This window comes from Mesorhizobium sp. M0317, from assembly GCF_040321555.1.
In the GTDB taxonomy this organism is placed as follows: domain Bacteria; phylum Pseudomonadota; class Alphaproteobacteria; order Rhizobiales; family Rhizobiaceae; genus Mesorhizobium.
Map to the genome: position 1 here is coordinate 1 of NZ_JAMYRV010000030.1, position 14057 is coordinate 14057.

Genomic DNA, 14057 nt, shown 5'->3' on the forward strand with positions numbered 1-14057 from the left:
GAGTAGGGAGTAGGGAGTAGGGAGTAGGGAGTAGGGAGTAGGGAGTAGGGAGTAGGGAGTAGGGAGTAGGGAGGTGGCGTCTCGACCAATCTTCTGTACTGACTACTCACTAATCCCTAATTCCTACTGCCTAATCAAATTCCTTCGCCGGCAAGCTCTTCCGAAATTGCCGCGACCTGGTCCTGGGCGCTGCGCATCATCGGATAGATGGTAAGCACCTTCTGCCAGGCTTCGAGCGCCGATTGCTTGTGGCCGGTGGCGGCCATGATCTGGGCCAGGCCCGAAAGCGCGCCGAAATGGCGTGGTTCCAGCTGCAGCGTCTGGTCGATGTCCGACATCGATTTCCCGAAATTCTTCATCATGTAATGCACGGTGGCGCGCCGGTTCCAGCCTTCGGCATATTTTGGCTGCAGGATGACGACCTGGTCGAGGAAGTCGAGGGCGACGTCGAACTTCTGGTCGTCAATCGCCTTTTGCGACCATTGCATCATCAGGTCGATCGAGGCGCTGCCGGACTGGAACCATTCGCCCCAGATGCGCCCGGCGATGCGCTCGGCCGCCTTTTCGTTGCGCTCGCGCTTCAGCTCGGCAAACAGTTGGTCGAGCCTGGCTTCCCTGGTCAGGGCAACCGGCGGCTTTGCCGGCGGATCGTCCGCCGACGCCGGAGTGACGCCGAAAAGAAAGAGGGTGGCCAAAAATGCAAAAAGAATCCGCATCGCCGGAATCTAACCCCGGACGGCGGATCGTCAAACTGAAATTAGCGTGAAAGTGCCTGGAACCAGGCAATTACCATCATATGGACGGAGGCAACGAGCCTCCGGCCGAACACTCAGCCCTGGCGCGCCTTGTAGCGTGGAGCGGTCTTGTTGATGATGTAGACGCGGCCCTTGCGGCGAACCAGCTGGTTGTCGCGGTGACGCGCCTTCAGCGCCTTGAGCGAATTCTTGATCTTCATGGTCTTGCCCGTCGGTCTGGGCCCTGTCCGGGCCGAATTATTAAGGCGCGCCTGAAAAGCGCGCCTTTGAACTTGCGGTGGCTCATAAACGAGGAGCCTTGCCCGTGTCAACCGCAAGCGTGCTGGATAGAGGCCGAGAATGGCTTTGGTCATCAAATATCCGCCATCTCGGCTCCACGCCATTGCGCGGCCGAAGGCGGGCTGGAATGGTGCGGCACCCGCAAGCCGATTTGGAGACCTCTATGCGCCTGTTGTTCGTGTCCGCGAGCCTTGCCGTTCTGGCAGCCGCCTCCATCGCGCAGGCGCAGGAATGCGACCGCAACGAAGACAGCCAGCAGATGATGAACATCTGCGCCGGCGAGGACTATCGGGCCGCCGATGCCAAGCTCAACCAGGCCTACAAGGATCTCGTCGGTCGCAACGACGACAAGGGCAGGAAGCTGCTGCAGGTCGCGCAACGCGCCTGGATCGCCTTCCGCGACGCCGAATGCGCCTATACGACGAAAGACAGCGAGGGCGGCTCCATCCATCCGATGGAGGTTTCACAATGCCTGACCGAACTGACGGACCAGCGCATCAAACAGCTCACCGCGGGCGCCAATTGTAGGGAAGGCGATGCGAGTTGCGCCAGCCCCGACGAAGACGGGGATCCGAACGACGAGCTGCAATAGGGCTCGAGCCACGCCCTCGCGCAAAGTGCCGGAATGGCTTAGCTACGGCGGCTGATGCGCGTGAAATGGCCCATCTTGCGGCCTGGGCGCGCTTCCGCCTTGCCGTAGAGATGCAGCATCAGATCGGGCTCGGCGAGCAAAGCGGGTACGCGCAGCACATCGTCGCCGATCAGGTTTTCCATGACGCAGTTTGAATGCCGGCCAGGGTTGCCCAGCGGCAGGCCGGCAATGGCGCGGATATGCTGCTCGAATTGCGAAACGATGCAGGCGGCTTCCGTCCAGTGGCCGGAATTGTGCACGCGCGGCGCCATTTCGTTGGCCAGCAGCGTGCCATCGGCAAGAACGAAGAACTCGACGCCGATGACGCCGACATAGTCGAGGGCCGACAGGATTTTCGCTGCCGCCCCCTGTGCCGTCGCCGCCGTCTCCAGCCTGATCTGGGCCGGCAGGGTCGAGGTATGCAGGATGCCGTCGCGGTGGACGTTCTCAGCCGGATCGTAGGCGGCGACCGCGCCGTCCAACCCGCGCGCGGCGATGACCGAGATTTCGCGCTCGAAAGCGACGAAGGATTCGAGGATCAGCGGCACATTGCCCATGGTCTCGCAGGTGCCGGCAAAGCCGCCCGTCTCCAAGTTGCGGAAGACGCGCTGGCCCTTGCCGTCATAGCCCATGCGGCGGGTTTTCAAGATGCCGCTGCCACCGAACTCTCTCAGCGCCGCCGTCAGCTCGTCGTCATTGTCGACGGAGCGGAAATCCGCTGTCCTGATGCCGATGCCGTTCAGGAATAGCTTCTCCGCCACCCGGTCCTGGGCGACTTCCAACGCCCTGGGCGGCGGATAGACCGGGACCTTGGCGGCGAGCGCGCCGGCAGCCGCCACCGGCACATTCTCGAATTCGTAGGTGACGACGGCGCTGACTGCCGCCAGTTCGGCAAGGGCGTCCGCATCGTCATAGGCGGCGGTGATCTGGCGGTTGGCGACCTGAGCCGCCGGGCAATCGGCCTGCGGTTCGAGGATAATTGTGCGGTAGCCGAGGCGCGCTGCGGCAACAGCCAGCATGCGGCCGAGCTGGCCGCCGCCGATGATGCCGATGCTCGATCCCGCGGGCAGGCTCACGGCGCGTCCGTCGGTTCGGTGGCAACCCTGGCGGTTTGGGCGGTGCGCCAGGCATCCAGGCGGGCGGCAAGTTCTTCGTCGTGCAGCGCCAGCACGGCGGCCGCCAGAAGGGCGGCGTTGGCCGCACCCGCCTTGCCGATGGCAAGCGTGCCGACCGGAATGCCGGCCGGCATCTGGACGATGGAGAGCAGCGAATCCTGGCCTGACAGCGCCTTCGATTCGACCGGCACGCCGAACACCGGCAGCGGCGTCATCGCCGCCGTCATGCCGGGCAGGTGGGCGGCGCCGCCGGCGCCGGCGATGATCACCTTGTAGCCGGCCGCCTTGGCGCCCTTGGCGAAATCATAGAGGCGGTCCGGGGTGCGGTGGGCGGAGACGATCAGCCGCTTGTGCGGAATGCCCAGCGCCTCCAGCGTTTCGGCGGCGTGGCGCATCGTCGCCCAGTCGGACTGGCTGCCCATGATGATGGCGACGTCGGCGCGGTGGTCGGTCAAGCGCATGCTCCCGGCGGTAAAGGCGCGCCTTAGCGGAATTCGGGCTGGCCCGCAAGGATGGCGGCCGCAGCAGCCTAGTCCGGCCAGCGCAGGGCGCCGGATGAATCCTTTCGCGGCTGTCTCATCGCATCCGCCGGCCTGTCGGCCGCGGTGAGCACGGCGCGGAGGCGTTCGGCGACGATCTCGGCCTCGCCTGGGTGCAGGTTGCAGGGGTCGAGAAAGAAATGGCCACGCTCGACCTCGTGGTTGCGCACGATGATGGGCGGCGATCCGGCCGCCAATGCCGAGGCGAGGCCGGCGGCACTGAAGCGGCTTTCGGGGGAGACGAAGATCTGCAGCCGGTCGAGCGGATTGGCGGTCGGGTCGGGAATGATGTTTGCGACGATGCCGGGTATTCCCTGCAGCGAATCCCTCCATAGATTGAGCGCCGCTTCCTCGCGCTGGCGGATGCCGGCATGGTCGCGCTTTTCCCAGGCTTCGAGCGCCGCCATCGTGCCGGCGATGCTTTCCTTGCCGACCTTCATGGCGCGGGCGACGCCACGGTTTTGCAGATAGGCGGCGCGGACGAGATCCTTGCGGCCGGCGACGATGCCGCTGGTCGGCCCCGAAAGGAATTTGTGGCCGCTGTAGACGACGATGTCGGCGCCGCGCGCCAGGAAGCTGCGCAGGTCATATTCGGAAGCCGCGTCGACGATCACCGGCACGCCCCTGGCGTGGCAGATATCGCAGAATTCCTCAAGGGAAAGCATGCCGTATTGCACGGTGTGGTGCGCCACGACGTAGAGCGCCGCCGCCGTGCGCTCGTTGATAGCCTCGCGCACATGATAATCCTGCGTGACGCTGACCGTGCCGGCCGGAATGACCTTGGCGCCGGCGATGCGGATCGACTGGTCGATCGGTGCGCCGTAATTGACGATATGGCCGAGCTGGATGACGACTTCGGACTTCAGCCCTTCGGTATCGTCGGGCAGCCGTTCGATCGCCAGCAAATTGGTGCCGGTCATCGCCCCGGCGATCGCCATTGTGATGCCTGAGGCGCAGCAGGCGGTGATGAAGCCGGCCTCGCCGCCGGTGAGGCGGGCTGTGATCACGCTTGCGGCGCGCTGCAGATCGTCCATCTCCACCCATTGCGAGGCGATCTCGGCCATGGCGCTGATCGCCTCGGGAACGATGATCGAGGCGCCGAGCGTCGTCATCGTGCCGGAGACGTTGATGATCGGCCGCAGTCCCAGCCGTTCACGGATCGTGGTGTTGGAGCCGGTGTCGGAATAGGTTTTCATGTTCAGCAATCCCTTGACGGTCAGGCGGCGATCTCGACGACCGCTTCGATTTCAACGGTGATGTTTCCAGGCAGCGAGCCGACCCCGATCGCCGAGCGTGCATGGCCGCCGATCTTGTCGAAGACGCTGGCGAACAGGTCCGAGCAGCCATTGACCACTTTCGGGTGGTCGCTGAAGGTCGGCGTCGCATTGACGAAGCCGAGCAATTTGACGACGCGCACGATGCGGCCGAGATCGCCGGCGGCGGCGTGCATGACGGCGAGCAGGTTGAGGCCGGTGAGGCGGGCATGCTCATAGGCCTGCTCGACGGTGACGTCCTCGCCGACCTTGCCGGTGCACAGCGTGCCGTCGGCGCGCAGCGGCCCTTGACCCGAAAGAAAGATCAGACGGCCGCTCTCGGCATGGGTGACGAAATTGGCGATCGGCGTCGGCGGCTCGGGCAGCGTCAGGCCGAGTTCGGCGAGCCGGATGTAAGGCGTCATGGAAGAATTCTCCTTGGGCCGGCCTGTTGTTTTACGCAATTCCCAGGGGAAAGCGCTTCGCGCTTTTCCCGGGAAAACCGCTTACACTTCTCCTGGAATTGCTTTGGGCCGCCCATGTCAGAAATGGGAGGCGCGGAAGCGCGCCAGGAAAGAGCGGAGGCGCTCATTGGTGGTCTCTTCGGCAAGGATCTCCTTCGGCGGGCCAACAGCGCTGACACCGCCATCGGCCATGAAGACAATGCGGCTCGAAGCGTCGCGGGCGAAGGCCATCTCGTGCGTGACCATCACCATGGTCATGCCGTCTTCGGCCAGGCTGCGCACAACGGCCAGCACCTCGCCGACCAATTCGGGATCGAGCGCGGAGGTGATCTCGTCGAGCAGCAGGATCTTCGGCTCCATGGCGACTGCCCGCGCTATGCCGACGCGCTGCTGCTGGCCCCCGGAGAGTTCCGCCGGCAGGCTGTCGGCCTTGTGGGCCAGGCCGACGCGGCTCAGCCAATGCTCGGCGATCTGGCGCGCCTCGGCCTTGCTCTTGCCGCGCACCTTGGTGAGGCCGAGCATGATGTTGCCGGCGGCGGTGAGGTGCGGAAACAGGTTGAAGCTCTGGAACACCATGCCGGTTTCGGCGCGCATATTGGCAAGGTCGCGCTCGCTGCGCCGCTGGCGCGCGCCGGCCTCACGAAAACCGACCTCCTTGCCGTCGATTCGGATCGAGCCTGAGTCGTAGCTTTCGAGAAAGTTGACGCAGCGCAGCAGGGTGGTCTTGCCGCTGCCGGAAGGGCCGATGACGGTGACCACCTCGCCCCTGTCCACCTTGAGGCTGACCGAGCGAAGCACCTCGACCGAACCAAAGGCTTTCGAGACCCCGGCAATGTCGAGAAGGGCAGCATTGTCGTTCGAGCTTGTGGCCATCGTGCTAGTCCCGGATGAAGGCAAAGCGCCGTTCCAGCCGCCGGCTGGCGTAGGAAAGCGCATAGTTGACGGCGAAATAGATCAAGGCGCCGAGGATGTAGAGCGGCATCGCCTCATAGGTGCGGCCGATGACCTGGTTGATCGCCTGCATCAGGTCGGTGATGCCGAGCAGCGAGACCAGGGCGCTGCCCTTGACCGCATCGGTGACGCCGTTGATCCAGGGCGGCAGGAAGCGCCGGAAGGCCTGCGGAAAGATGACGTAGGTGAGCCGCTGGCGAAAAGTCAGCCCAATGGCCATCGCCGCTTCTGACTGGCCCTTGGGAATAGAGCCGACGGCGCCCCGGAGATACTCAATGACCTGCGCCGTCTTGAACAAGGTCAGCGCCAGCACCGCCGCCGAGAAGGATTGCAGATGCAGGCCGATGGCCGGCAGGCCGTAATAGACGAAGAACATCAGCACCAGGATCGGGATGCCGCGGATGGTGTCGGAGAAGATGCGCACGGCCCAGCGCAGCGGCGCCGGGCCGTAGACCAGGCCGACGCCGAGCGCGACGCCGGCAATCAGCGACAGCACCACGACCAGCAGCGACACCCACAAAGTGATGGCGAAGCCCTGGGCGAGGAACGGTACGGCGTAGAGGATCTGGCTCAGCATGTCAGCGCGCAGCCCTGAACCGGCGTTCGACCAGCCGCAGCCCGAAGAGCAGGGTGTAACCGGTCACCAGGTACATCGCCGTCGTCACCAGATAGACCTCGACAATGCGGAAGGTGTTGAAGTTGATCCACTGGGCGCCGAAGGTGAGCTCGGGCACCGAGATGACCGATGCGATGGACGTGTCCTTGAACAGCGAGATGAAGGTGTTGGACAGCGCCGGCAGCGTGATGCGCAGCATGGTCGGCAGGCGCACATGAACCAGCCGCTGCCAGGGCGTCAGGCCGATGGCTTTGCCGGCATCGAGCTGGCCGCGCGGCACGGCTTCCAGGCCGGAGCGGAACACCTCGACCAGATAGGCGCCGCTATAGACCGACAGCGTCAGCACGAACGAGGTCGGCGCGTCGTAGGCGACGTCGATCACCGTCGGCAGGCCGTAGAAGACAAGATAGACGAGCAGGATCAGCGGCACGTTGCGGATGAATTCGACGTAAGCCGCAATGATGGCGCGCACCGCGCGTCCGGCCGAGACATACCAGACCGCCAGCACCAGGCCGATGACGACGCCGATGGCAATCGAAATCACGGCAAGCTCGAGGCTGAGCAGAAGGCCGCCCCACAGCTTGTCGAAATGGCGCCAGATCAGGTTGAAGTTGAGCGTATAGCCCATGCGTCTCCCGCAATAACCAAGGGGATGCGAACTAGAAGGCGGAAGGGCTAACCCTTCCGCCAGCACTTGTCAGACAACCGGGAAACCGGGATGGCGGGCCGGCGGCTCTTGGCCGAAATAGTCCTTGAAGGCGGCGTCGTAGAGTGCGGTCTCATGGCCGAACATAGCGATGGTGAAGGTCTGGTTGACGAAGGTCAGCCAGTCCAGGTCGCCCTGCCTGACCGCCGCGCCGTAGAGCATCGAGTACCAGCTCTTGCCGGCATCGAAATATTTGTCGGGGTTGCGCGAGGCCAGCCAGCGCACGGTTGAAAGATCGACAGCGGCGGCATCGGCGCGTTTCGATTCCAGTGCCTGCAGCACATTGGCCTGAGTGTCGATCTGCAGCACCTGCGCCTCCGGCAGGGCGTAATGGACCGAGCTTTCGGCGTCGACATTCTGCAGGATCGAGATGCGCGTCGCCGAACCGCCGGCGAGCAGCTTGTCGAAGGTCTTGTTTTCCGCCGTCGGCAGCGTCAGCAGGGCGACGCCCTCGACATAGTATGGCCTGGAGAAATGGATCAGCTGCGAGCGCTGCGCGGTCATGGTCATGAACTGGATGGTGATGTCGACCTTGTTGGTGGTGACATTGGGGATCCGCTGCGCCGGATCCTGCATGACGAACTCGACCTTGCTCGGATCGTCGAACAGACCCTTGGCCAGGATGCGGCCCATGGTGATGTCCATGCCGACCAGCTCGCCGGCATCGTTTTCGAAATGCCATGGCGCGTTGGTGCTGCCGGTGCCGACGATCAGCTTGCCGCGGTCAAGCGCGGTGCGCAGAACGCTGTCGGATGCGGCTTGTGCCGCCGCCTTTTCGGCGCTGACAGCGGTCATCACGCCCGCCGTTGCAAGCCCGGCCATGCCCAGTTTCAGAAAATCTCGCTTGGATGCGTCGTTCACTGCGACCTCCTGTTGTTTGAGTTCCCCTTACAGACACACGTGTCGCCGACCTGAATTGTCTCTTACAATAGACACATGTATCCTGTACAAGACAGATACTAACATCAGGAATCAGTTATGCAAGACAGCAATGGACTCACGGATCGGGCGGAGCTTGGTCCAGCCGAGAGCCCGACGCCCGACAAAACCTCCGGCTCGCGCGAGAAGGGCCTCAACCGGGTGCTGGAGATCCTGGACTTCCTGCATGTTACGCAGCGCGCCATCGGCATTGGCGATCTAGCCAAGGGGGTGAATGCGCCGCGCTCCACCACCTATACGCTGGTGCGTTCGTTGGTCGATGCGGGTCTCCTGGAGATGGAGGGCGACGGCAACCGGGTCTATTTCGGCAAGAAGCTGTACCTCTATGGAATGGACTATGTCAGGGGCAACGACCTGCTTAGGGGGGGCCGGCAGGAGGTCGACAATCTGTCGCGCGAGACCGGCGAGACCTCCGAATTGTGCATGCTGCAAAGCGGGCGCTATACCATCGTCCATTCCAGCCCCGGCACCAGGCCGTTCCGCATCAGCTCGGCCACCGGCCTGCAGATCCCGCTGCCATGGACGGCATCGGGGCGGCTGCTTCTGGCCGGATTGGAAAGGGCCGCCATCCAGGACATGGTCTCGGAAGACGACCTTTTGCTGCCCGACGGCCGCAGGCTGCAGTTCGACGACTTCATTGCCGATATCGCGACGGCCAGAACGACCGGCTATTGCATCACTTCGGGGCTGGTCGACGCCTACACCAAATGCCTGGCCGCCCCTGTCTTCGCGGCCGCTGGCAAGGTCGAGGCGACGCTGTGCCTGGTGGTGCCGATCGACACTTCAGCGGAGAAGACCGACGAATTGCTGACGTTGCTGCGCCATCGCGCGGCGCGGCTGTCGATAGCGGGGTGAGCAGTTAGGCCCCGAGGCCGTCGGCTAAGCGATGATGTCCGGAATGATCTTGTCTTCCAGCGCCATCAGCCGGTCCTTGAGGAAAAGCTTCTTCTTCTTCATGCGCTGGATCTGCAAGGGGTCGCAGCCCATGGCGATCATCGCATTGATGGCCGCGTCAAAATCGGCATGCTCCTGCTTCAGGCGGGAAAATTCGAGGCGGACATCGGCCTTTTCCTGGTCGGACATTCTCTACCGTCTGCATGTCTGCGGCGCCCGGCAATGGGCATGATTGGGCGGGGGCGGCATCAATTGCCGCCGGCGCGCAGCCAATATCACATATCACATTGTCGTGGAATGCTACCACGCAGCATTCGACATCGCAGCCGGATGGTGGCAGACTGTCATGGTGCCGTCACAGATGCGACCTGCGGTGGACGTGCCTTTGACGGCTGCAATCGAGGAAACCATGAAAGGGAGAACCAATCATGTCTCTTGCATCCCATCTTGATGAGTTGCAGCGGAAACACGGTGATATCGAACGCGAGATCGACGATGCGATGAACCATCCATCGGTCGACGACCTCGAAATCGTGAATCTGAAGCGACGCAAGCTGGCACTCAAGGACGAGATTGAAAAACTGAAGGCGAAACCGACGAGACACTGACGCCCTTCCAGGATTCGACGCGCCGCCTTGGCGCGTGACTATCGCTCCGGTGGCGACATGCCGCCGGAGGCCTGTTTTTGCTACTGATTCCGATACTGTTGGCCGGCGAAACCCGTCTGTGGGGTCGCCGCGCTGCTGCGATTTGGCGGCTCTGCTTGTCTGTCGCCATTGACAAGCCATCTTTGCTCCTCCACCTCATGCCCGAACCTCAGCGCTATGCGCTGATAGCTGATTGAGCGTGCGTCGACGTGGACGTATGTCGCTCGGGTGATCAAGAGGCTGCCGGCATGACCGGGTATTTTTCCTCCCCCTTTGCGCGCCGGACATCGGTCGGCGTCGATGTCGGCGGCGTGGTCGTCGGCGGCGGCGCGCCGGTCGTCGTGCAGTCGATGACCAACACCGACACGGCCGATATCGACCAGACCGTCGCGCAGGTTGCGGCTTTGCATCGCGCCGGCTCCGAGATCGTGCGCATCACCGTCGATCGGGACGAGAGCGCCGCCGCCGTGCCGCGCATCCGCGAACGGCTCGAGCGGCTCGGCATCAATGTGCCGCTGGTCGGCGACTTCCACTATATCGGCCACAAGCTGCTGGCCGACCATCCAGCCTGCGCCGAGGCGCTGGCCAAATACCGCATCAATCCCGGCAATGTCGGCTTCAAGGACAAGAAGGACCGCCAGTTCGCAGCGATCGTCGAAATGGCGATCAGATACGACAAGCCGGTGCGCATCGGCGTCAATTGGGGGTCGCTCGATCAGGAGTTGCTCACCCGGCTGATGGACGAGAACCAGCGCCAAGGCTTTCCGCTGACGGCGCAGGAAGTAACCCGCGAAGCGATCGTGCAGTCGGCGATCCTGTCGGCCGAAATGGCCGAAGAGATAGGCCTCGCCCGCGAAAAGATCATCCTGTCGGCCAAGGTCAGCGGCGTGCAGGATTTGATCGCCGTCTACACCGAGCTTGCCACGCGTTCCAACCATGCGCTGCATCTTGGCCTCACCGAAGCCGGCATGGGCTCGAAGGGCATCGTCGCCTCGTCGGCTGCCATGGGCATCCTCTTGCAGCAAGGCATTGGCGACACCATCCGCATCTCGCTGACGCCGGAGCCGAATGGCGATCGCACGCGCGAGGTGCAGGTCTCGCAGGAACTGCTGCAGACCATGGGCTTCCGTCAGTTCGTGCCGATCGTCGCCGCTTGCCCCGGCTGCGGCCGCACGACATCCACCGTGTTCCAGGAACTCGCCCAGAACATCCAGGCCGATTTGCGCAAGAACATGCCGGTCTGGCGGGAGAAATATCCCGGCGTCGAGAACCTCAAGGTCGCGGTGATGGGCTGCATCGTCAACGGCCCCGGCGAATCCAAGCACGCCGATATCGGCATATCGCTGCCCGGCACCGGCGAGACGCCGACCGCACCCGTCTTCGTCGACGGCAAGAAGTCGGCGACGCTGCGCGGTCCGTCGATCGCCGCCGATTTCGAAAAAATGGTTGCCGACTATATCGAGCGGCGGTTTGGCCAGCACGGCAAAGCCGCGGCCGAATGAGCCATGCGGGGGCTGCTCAAAGCCGGTGTGATCCTGCTCTGCGGGCTGAGTGCCGGACAGGCACTTGCCGATCCACCGCAATCGCGCTCGGCGGCGAAACGATTGATCGGCCGTGTCTGTGACCTGATCGAGACGCATGCCGAGCGGAACGGCCTGCCGAAGGATTACTTCGCCCGGCTGATCTGGAAAGAAAGCCGCTTCGATCCCAATGCGGTTAGCCCGGTCGGTGCCGAAGGCATCGCCCAGTTCATGCCGGGCACCGCCAAGATGCGCGGGCTGGCCGATCCTTTCGACATCGATCAGGCGATCCCGGCTTCGGCGAAATATCTCGGCGAGATGAAGCTCGCCTACGGCAATCTCGGCCTGGCGGCGGCCGCCTACAATGCCGGCGAGAACCGGGTGTCGCGCTGGCTGGGTTCGGGCGGCTTCCTGCCAATGGAGACGGAGAGCTATGTCTTCGACGTCATGGGCGAGCCCGTCGACAAGTTTTCCGACAGCGCCTACGCCGGATCGATCGAGCCGCTCGACGCTAAAACCAGCTTTGCCGTCGCCTGCCGCAAGCTGCCGGTGATCATGTCGAGAACCGTGGCCATGGCCTCGATCAATGTGAAGCCCTGGGGCGTGCAGGTGGCCGGCAATTTCCGCAGGGGAGCTGCGATCAATCAGTGGCTGCGGGTCAGGAGCCGGTTTCCGGCGCTGCTTTCCGGTCGTGACCCGGTGGTCAGCCGGGTGCGCACGCCGATCGGCCGACGCGGCATCTACGCCGTCAGGATCGGTGTCGACGACCGCGCCGCCGCCAACGTCATCTGCCAGAAACTGCAAAGCGTCGGCGGCGCCTGTATCGTCGTGCGCAACCGATAGGGGGCGACATGACGGCCAAAATCGTCCTGCTTAATGGCGTCGGCAGCGCCGGCAAAAGCTCGATCGCCAGGGCGCTGCAAACAATCGCCACCGAGCCCTTCCTGCATGTCCAGATGGATGCTTTCATCGACATGCTGCCGCCGGCGCTGCAGGATCATGCCGACGGGTTTTCCTTTGAGACCGTGCTGGAAGACGGCAAGCCGTCGGTGGTGATCAGGAGCGGGCCGGTCGGCGCGCGAGCCATGCGCGGCATGCGCCATGCCATCGCCGCCACGGCCGGGCAAGGCAACAATCTCATTGTCGACGACGTGGTCTTCAATGACGAGATAGCGGAGTACCGCATGCTGCTGTCGGGTTTCGATCTGCATCTGGTCGGCGTCATGGCGCCGCTGGAGGTGCTGGAAGCGCGCGAGGCCGCGCGCGCCGACAGGCTGCCTGGCCTGGCGCGCTGGCAATATGGACGCGTCCACAAGGGCATGGACTACGACCTCGAAGTCGACACCAGCCGGCTGACGCCGCTTGAATGCGCCCGTCGCATCCAGGAAAGATTCCGACTATAGTGGCCGGTGTCTTTGACACGATCGCAGCTTTTACCAATTGCCCAAAACGCCGATAGCCGTCTCTGGCCTGCAAAGTCGTGTCGATTAATATTTATGAGCCTTGCTGTAGTAAGACGGGTCGAAATTTCTGGCGAGACCTTTGGGGCCGTTAACGGGGGAACATCATGCCGGTGACAAATTTCCTTAGACGCGTCGTCGGTGAACTTGAAACGCCGCGCGCCAAACGGCCGTTCGGTTCTGGCTGGCTGTCCGGCTCGATTGGCTTGCTTGCCGGGGTCACCGCCCTGCTGATGGTCATCGTGCTGCGCTACCCGTCGCTTACATCGATGCCGGATCTGGCCCCCATCCACCAGATGCTGTTCTTCAAGCCGGTGCTCTATTTCGTCCTCATCTCCGGCTATATCCTGGCGATCCTCAGCATGACGCTGCGCAGGCAAAAGACGCTCGGCGCGGCGGCCATGTTCACTGTGCTGCTGGCGTCGCTGGTCGGCATGCTTCCGGTGCGCCATCACCTGCACATAGACGGGGTGTTCTTCGGGCTCGATTTCTTCATCCTGAACGCCTTGTTCATGGGTGTGCTGTTCGTTCCGCTCGAACGTCTTTTCGCGCGCAACAAGGATCAGACTGTGTTCCGCGACGAATGGCGCGAGGACCTGTTCTACTATCTGGTCTCATCGCTGCTGGTGCAGATTTTGACCTACCTGACCTTGGCGCCGTCCAACTTCGTCAATGCACAGGGCGCCCTTGGTTCGGTGCGCGCCTGGGTCCACGACTTGCCGTGGCTGGTGCAGCTGGTGGCGGTGATGTTCCTGACCGACCTTGCCCAGTATTGGGTGCATCGGGCCTTTCATCGCGTTCCCTGGCTGTGGAAGTTCCATGCCGTGCACCATTCCGCCAAGTCGATGGACTGGATTGCCGGTGCGCGCATGCATTTCCTGGAAATCATCGTGCTGCGCAGCCTGACGGCCACCCCGATGTTCGTGCTGGGGTTCGATGAATCGGCTATCCAGACGTATATATTGATCGTCTACGTCTATTCGTCTTTCATCCATTCCAACATCGGAACCAGTTTCGGTCCAGTCGAAAAGGTGCTGGTGTCGCCGCGTTACCACCACTGGCATCACGGCCTCGAGAAAGAAGCGATCGACGTAAACTTCGCCATCCATTTCCCGCTGCTCGACCGGCTGTTCGGTACCCACCATATGCCCGAAGGGCGCTGGCCGAACGGCTACGGCATTCACGGACATCCCGTTCCGAACGGATACTGGCAGCAATTCCTCTATCCCTTCCGGCGCGGCTAGACTGGAGTCCTTCGCGAAGCGCGCGTGTCACCGCGCCTGGCGAG

At 63.2% G+C, this 14057-nt stretch carries 18 protein-coding genes; 7 read left to right on the forward strand and 11 right to left on the reverse strand.

Going from position 1 to position 14057, the window contains the following annotated elements:
• Window positions 1-134: 134 nt before the first annotated feature.
• Entirely contained in the window at window positions 135-716 is a 582-nt protein-coding gene (locus NKI88_RS20135; RefSeq protein WP_023706264.1) for a tetratricopeptide repeat protein, read from the reverse strand.
• Window positions 717-829: 113 nt separating this feature from the next.
• Entirely contained in the window at window positions 830-955 is a 126-nt protein-coding gene (ykgO, locus tag NKI88_RS20140) for a type B 50S ribosomal protein L36 (protein ID WP_006327841.1), read from the reverse strand.
• A 242-nt stretch (window positions 956-1197) separates the two neighbouring features.
• Here ykgO and NKI88_RS20145 point away from each other — a divergent pair, with 242 nt between their 5' ends.
• Window positions 1198-1626: a lysozyme inhibitor LprI family protein gene (locus NKI88_RS20145; protein WP_352656808.1), complete on the forward strand. Its 429-nt coding sequence runs from the start codon at window positions 1198-1200 to the stop codon at window positions 1624-1626.
• A 38-nt stretch (window positions 1627-1664) separates the two neighbouring features.
• Here NKI88_RS20145 and NKI88_RS20150 read toward each other — a convergent pair whose 3' ends face one another.
• The 8 genes from NKI88_RS20150 to NKI88_RS20185 all read right to left on the reverse strand — a co-directional run bounded on the left by NKI88_RS20150 (window position 1665) and on the right by NKI88_RS20185 (window position 8131).
• Window positions 1665-2741 carry a 5-(carboxyamino)imidazole ribonucleotide synthase gene (locus tag NKI88_RS20150; protein WP_352656810.1) on the reverse strand — a complete coding sequence of 359 codons (1077 nt, stop codon included), beginning with the start codon at window positions 2739-2741 and terminating at the stop codon, window positions 1665-1667.
• Window positions 2738-3235, reverse strand: coding sequence for a 5-(carboxyamino)imidazole ribonucleotide mutase (purE, locus tag NKI88_RS20155; RefSeq protein WP_023706267.1), 498 nt, complete (start codon window positions 3233-3235; stop codon window positions 2738-2740). Before purE ends, NKI88_RS20150 begins: the two co-directional genes overlap by 4 nt.
• Window positions 3236-3309: 74 nt before the next feature.
• Window positions 3310-4515 carry an aminotransferase class V-fold PLP-dependent enzyme gene (locus NKI88_RS20160; protein WP_352656813.1) on the reverse strand — a complete coding sequence of 402 codons (1206 nt, stop codon included), beginning with the start codon at window positions 4513-4515 and terminating at the stop codon, window positions 3310-3312.
• Between the two features lie 20 nt (window positions 4516-4535).
• On the reverse strand, window positions 4536-4997 hold the full coding sequence (locus NKI88_RS20165; RefSeq protein ID WP_023673109.1) for a RidA family protein: 462 nt from the start codon (window positions 4995-4997) through the stop codon (window positions 4536-4538).
• Between the two features lie 117 nt (window positions 4998-5114).
• Entirely contained in the window at window positions 5115-5909 is a 795-nt protein-coding gene (locus NKI88_RS20170) for an amino acid ABC transporter ATP-binding protein (protein WP_023673108.1), read from the reverse strand.
• 4 nt (window positions 5910-5913) lie between these two features.
• Window positions 5914-6564: an amino acid ABC transporter permease gene (locus tag NKI88_RS20175; RefSeq protein WP_023684027.1), complete on the reverse strand. Its 651-nt coding sequence runs from the start codon at window positions 6562-6564 to the stop codon at window positions 5914-5916.
• A gap of 1 nt (window position 6565) precedes the next feature.
• Window positions 6566-7231 (reverse strand): amino acid ABC transporter permease, encoded by a 666-nt coding sequence (locus NKI88_RS20180; protein ID WP_352656815.1) that lies wholly within the window; start codon window positions 7229-7231, stop codon window positions 6566-6568.
• A 69-nt stretch (window positions 7232-7300) separates the two neighbouring features.
• Complete coding sequence (locus NKI88_RS20185) at window positions 7301-8131, reverse strand: transporter substrate-binding protein (protein ID WP_023673105.1); 831 nt, start codon at window positions 8129-8131, stop codon at window positions 7301-7303.
• A gap of 156 nt (window positions 8132-8287) precedes the next feature.
• On the opposite strand from NKI88_RS20185, the gene NKI88_RS20190 reads away from it, so the two are divergent.
• Window positions 8288-9103, forward strand: coding sequence for an IclR family transcriptional regulator (locus tag NKI88_RS20190; protein WP_352656817.1), 816 nt, complete (start codon window positions 8288-8290; stop codon window positions 9101-9103).
• Between the two features lie 24 nt (window positions 9104-9127).
• Here NKI88_RS20190 and NKI88_RS20195 read toward each other — a convergent pair whose 3' ends face one another.
• Window positions 9128-9331 carry a YdcH family protein gene (locus tag NKI88_RS20195; protein ID WP_023673103.1) on the reverse strand — a complete coding sequence of 68 codons (204 nt, stop codon included), beginning with the start codon at window positions 9329-9331 and terminating at the stop codon, window positions 9128-9130.
• Between the two features lie 239 nt (window positions 9332-9570).
• Between NKI88_RS20195 and NKI88_RS20200 the strand changes: the two genes are divergently transcribed.
• From NKI88_RS20200 to NKI88_RS20220, 5 genes are all read left to right on the forward strand, one after another.
• Window positions 9571-9750, forward strand: a complete 180-nt coding sequence (locus tag NKI88_RS20200; protein ID WP_023684024.1) for a YdcH family protein — start codon at window positions 9571-9573, stop codon at window positions 9748-9750.
• A gap of 287 nt (window positions 9751-10037) precedes the next feature.
• Window positions 10038-11291 carry a flavodoxin-dependent (E)-4-hydroxy-3-methylbut-2-enyl-diphosphate synthase gene (ispG, locus tag NKI88_RS20205; protein WP_352656819.1) on the forward strand — a complete coding sequence of 418 codons (1254 nt, stop codon included), beginning with the start codon at window positions 10038-10040 and terminating at the stop codon, window positions 11289-11291.
• 3 nt (window positions 11292-11294) lie between these two features.
• Window positions 11295-12152, forward strand: a complete 858-nt coding sequence (locus tag NKI88_RS20210; RefSeq protein WP_352656821.1) for a transglycosylase SLT domain-containing protein — start codon at window positions 11295-11297, stop codon at window positions 12150-12152.
• Window positions 12153-12160: 8 nt separating this feature from the next.
• Window positions 12161-12712 (forward strand): chloramphenicol phosphotransferase CPT family protein, encoded by a 552-nt coding sequence (locus NKI88_RS20215; protein WP_352656823.1) that lies wholly within the window; start codon window positions 12161-12163, stop codon window positions 12710-12712.
• A gap of 164 nt (window positions 12713-12876) precedes the next feature.
• Entirely contained in the window at window positions 12877-14013 is a 1137-nt protein-coding gene (locus NKI88_RS20220) for a sterol desaturase family protein (RefSeq protein ID WP_352656825.1), read from the forward strand.
• Window positions 14014-14057 lie beyond the last annotated feature (44 nt).

Bases quoted from the DNA above. Each gene is read 5' to 3' on its own strand.
- NKI88_RS20145 (WP_352656808.1), top strand. From the start codon at position 1,198: ATGCGCCTGTTGTTCGTGTCCGCGAGCCTTGCCGTTCTGGCAGCCGCC.
- NKI88_RS20135 (WP_023706264.1), bottom strand. From the start codon at position 716: ATGCGGATTCTTTTTGCATTTTTGGCCACCCTCTTTCTTTTCGGCGTC.
- NKI88_RS20220 (WP_352656825.1), top strand. From the start codon at position 12,877: ATGCCGGTGACAAATTTCCTTAGACGCGTCGTCGGTGAACTTGAAACG.
- NKI88_RS20170 (WP_023673108.1), bottom strand. From the start codon at position 5,909: ATGGCCACAAGCTCGAACGACAATGCTGCCCTTCTCGACATTGCCGGG.
- NKI88_RS20180 (WP_352656815.1), bottom strand. From the start codon at position 7,231: ATGGGCTATACGCTCAACTTCAACCTGATCTGGCGCCATTTCGACAAG.
- NKI88_RS20165 (WP_023673109.1), bottom strand. From the start codon at position 4,997: ATGACGCCTTACATCCGGCTCGCCGAACTCGGCCTGACGCTGCCCGAG.
- NKI88_RS20160 (WP_352656813.1), bottom strand. From the start codon at position 4,515: ATGAAAACCTATTCCGACACCGGCTCCAACACCACGATCCGTGAACGG.
- NKI88_RS20215 (WP_352656823.1), top strand. From the start codon at position 12,161: ATGACGGCCAAAATCGTCCTGCTTAATGGCGTCGGCAGCGCCGGCAAA.
- NKI88_RS20210 (WP_352656821.1), top strand. From the start codon at position 11,295: ATGCGGGGGCTGCTCAAAGCCGGTGTGATCCTGCTCTGCGGGCTGAGT.
- NKI88_RS20200 (WP_023684024.1), top strand. From the start codon at position 9,571: ATGTCTCTTGCATCCCATCTTGATGAGTTGCAGCGGAAACACGGTGAT.
- NKI88_RS20175 (WP_023684027.1), bottom strand. From the start codon at position 6,564: ATGCTGAGCCAGATCCTCTACGCCGTACCGTTCCTCGCCCAGGGCTTC.
- ykgO (WP_006327841.1), bottom strand. From the start codon at position 955: ATGAAGATCAAGAATTCGCTCAAGGCGCTGAAGGCGCGTCACCGCGAC.
- ispG (WP_352656819.1), top strand. From the start codon at position 10,038: ATGACCGGGTATTTTTCCTCCCCCTTTGCGCGCCGGACATCGGTCGGC.
- NKI88_RS20195 (WP_023673103.1), bottom strand. From the start codon at position 9,331: ATGTCCGACCAGGAAAAGGCCGATGTCCGCCTCGAATTTTCCCGCCTG.
- NKI88_RS20185 (WP_023673105.1), bottom strand. From the start codon at position 8,131: ATGGCCGGGCTTGCAACGGCGGGCGTGATGACCGCTGTCAGCGCCGAA.
- NKI88_RS20190 (WP_352656817.1), top strand. From the start codon at position 8,288: ATGCAAGACAGCAATGGACTCACGGATCGGGCGGAGCTTGGTCCAGCC.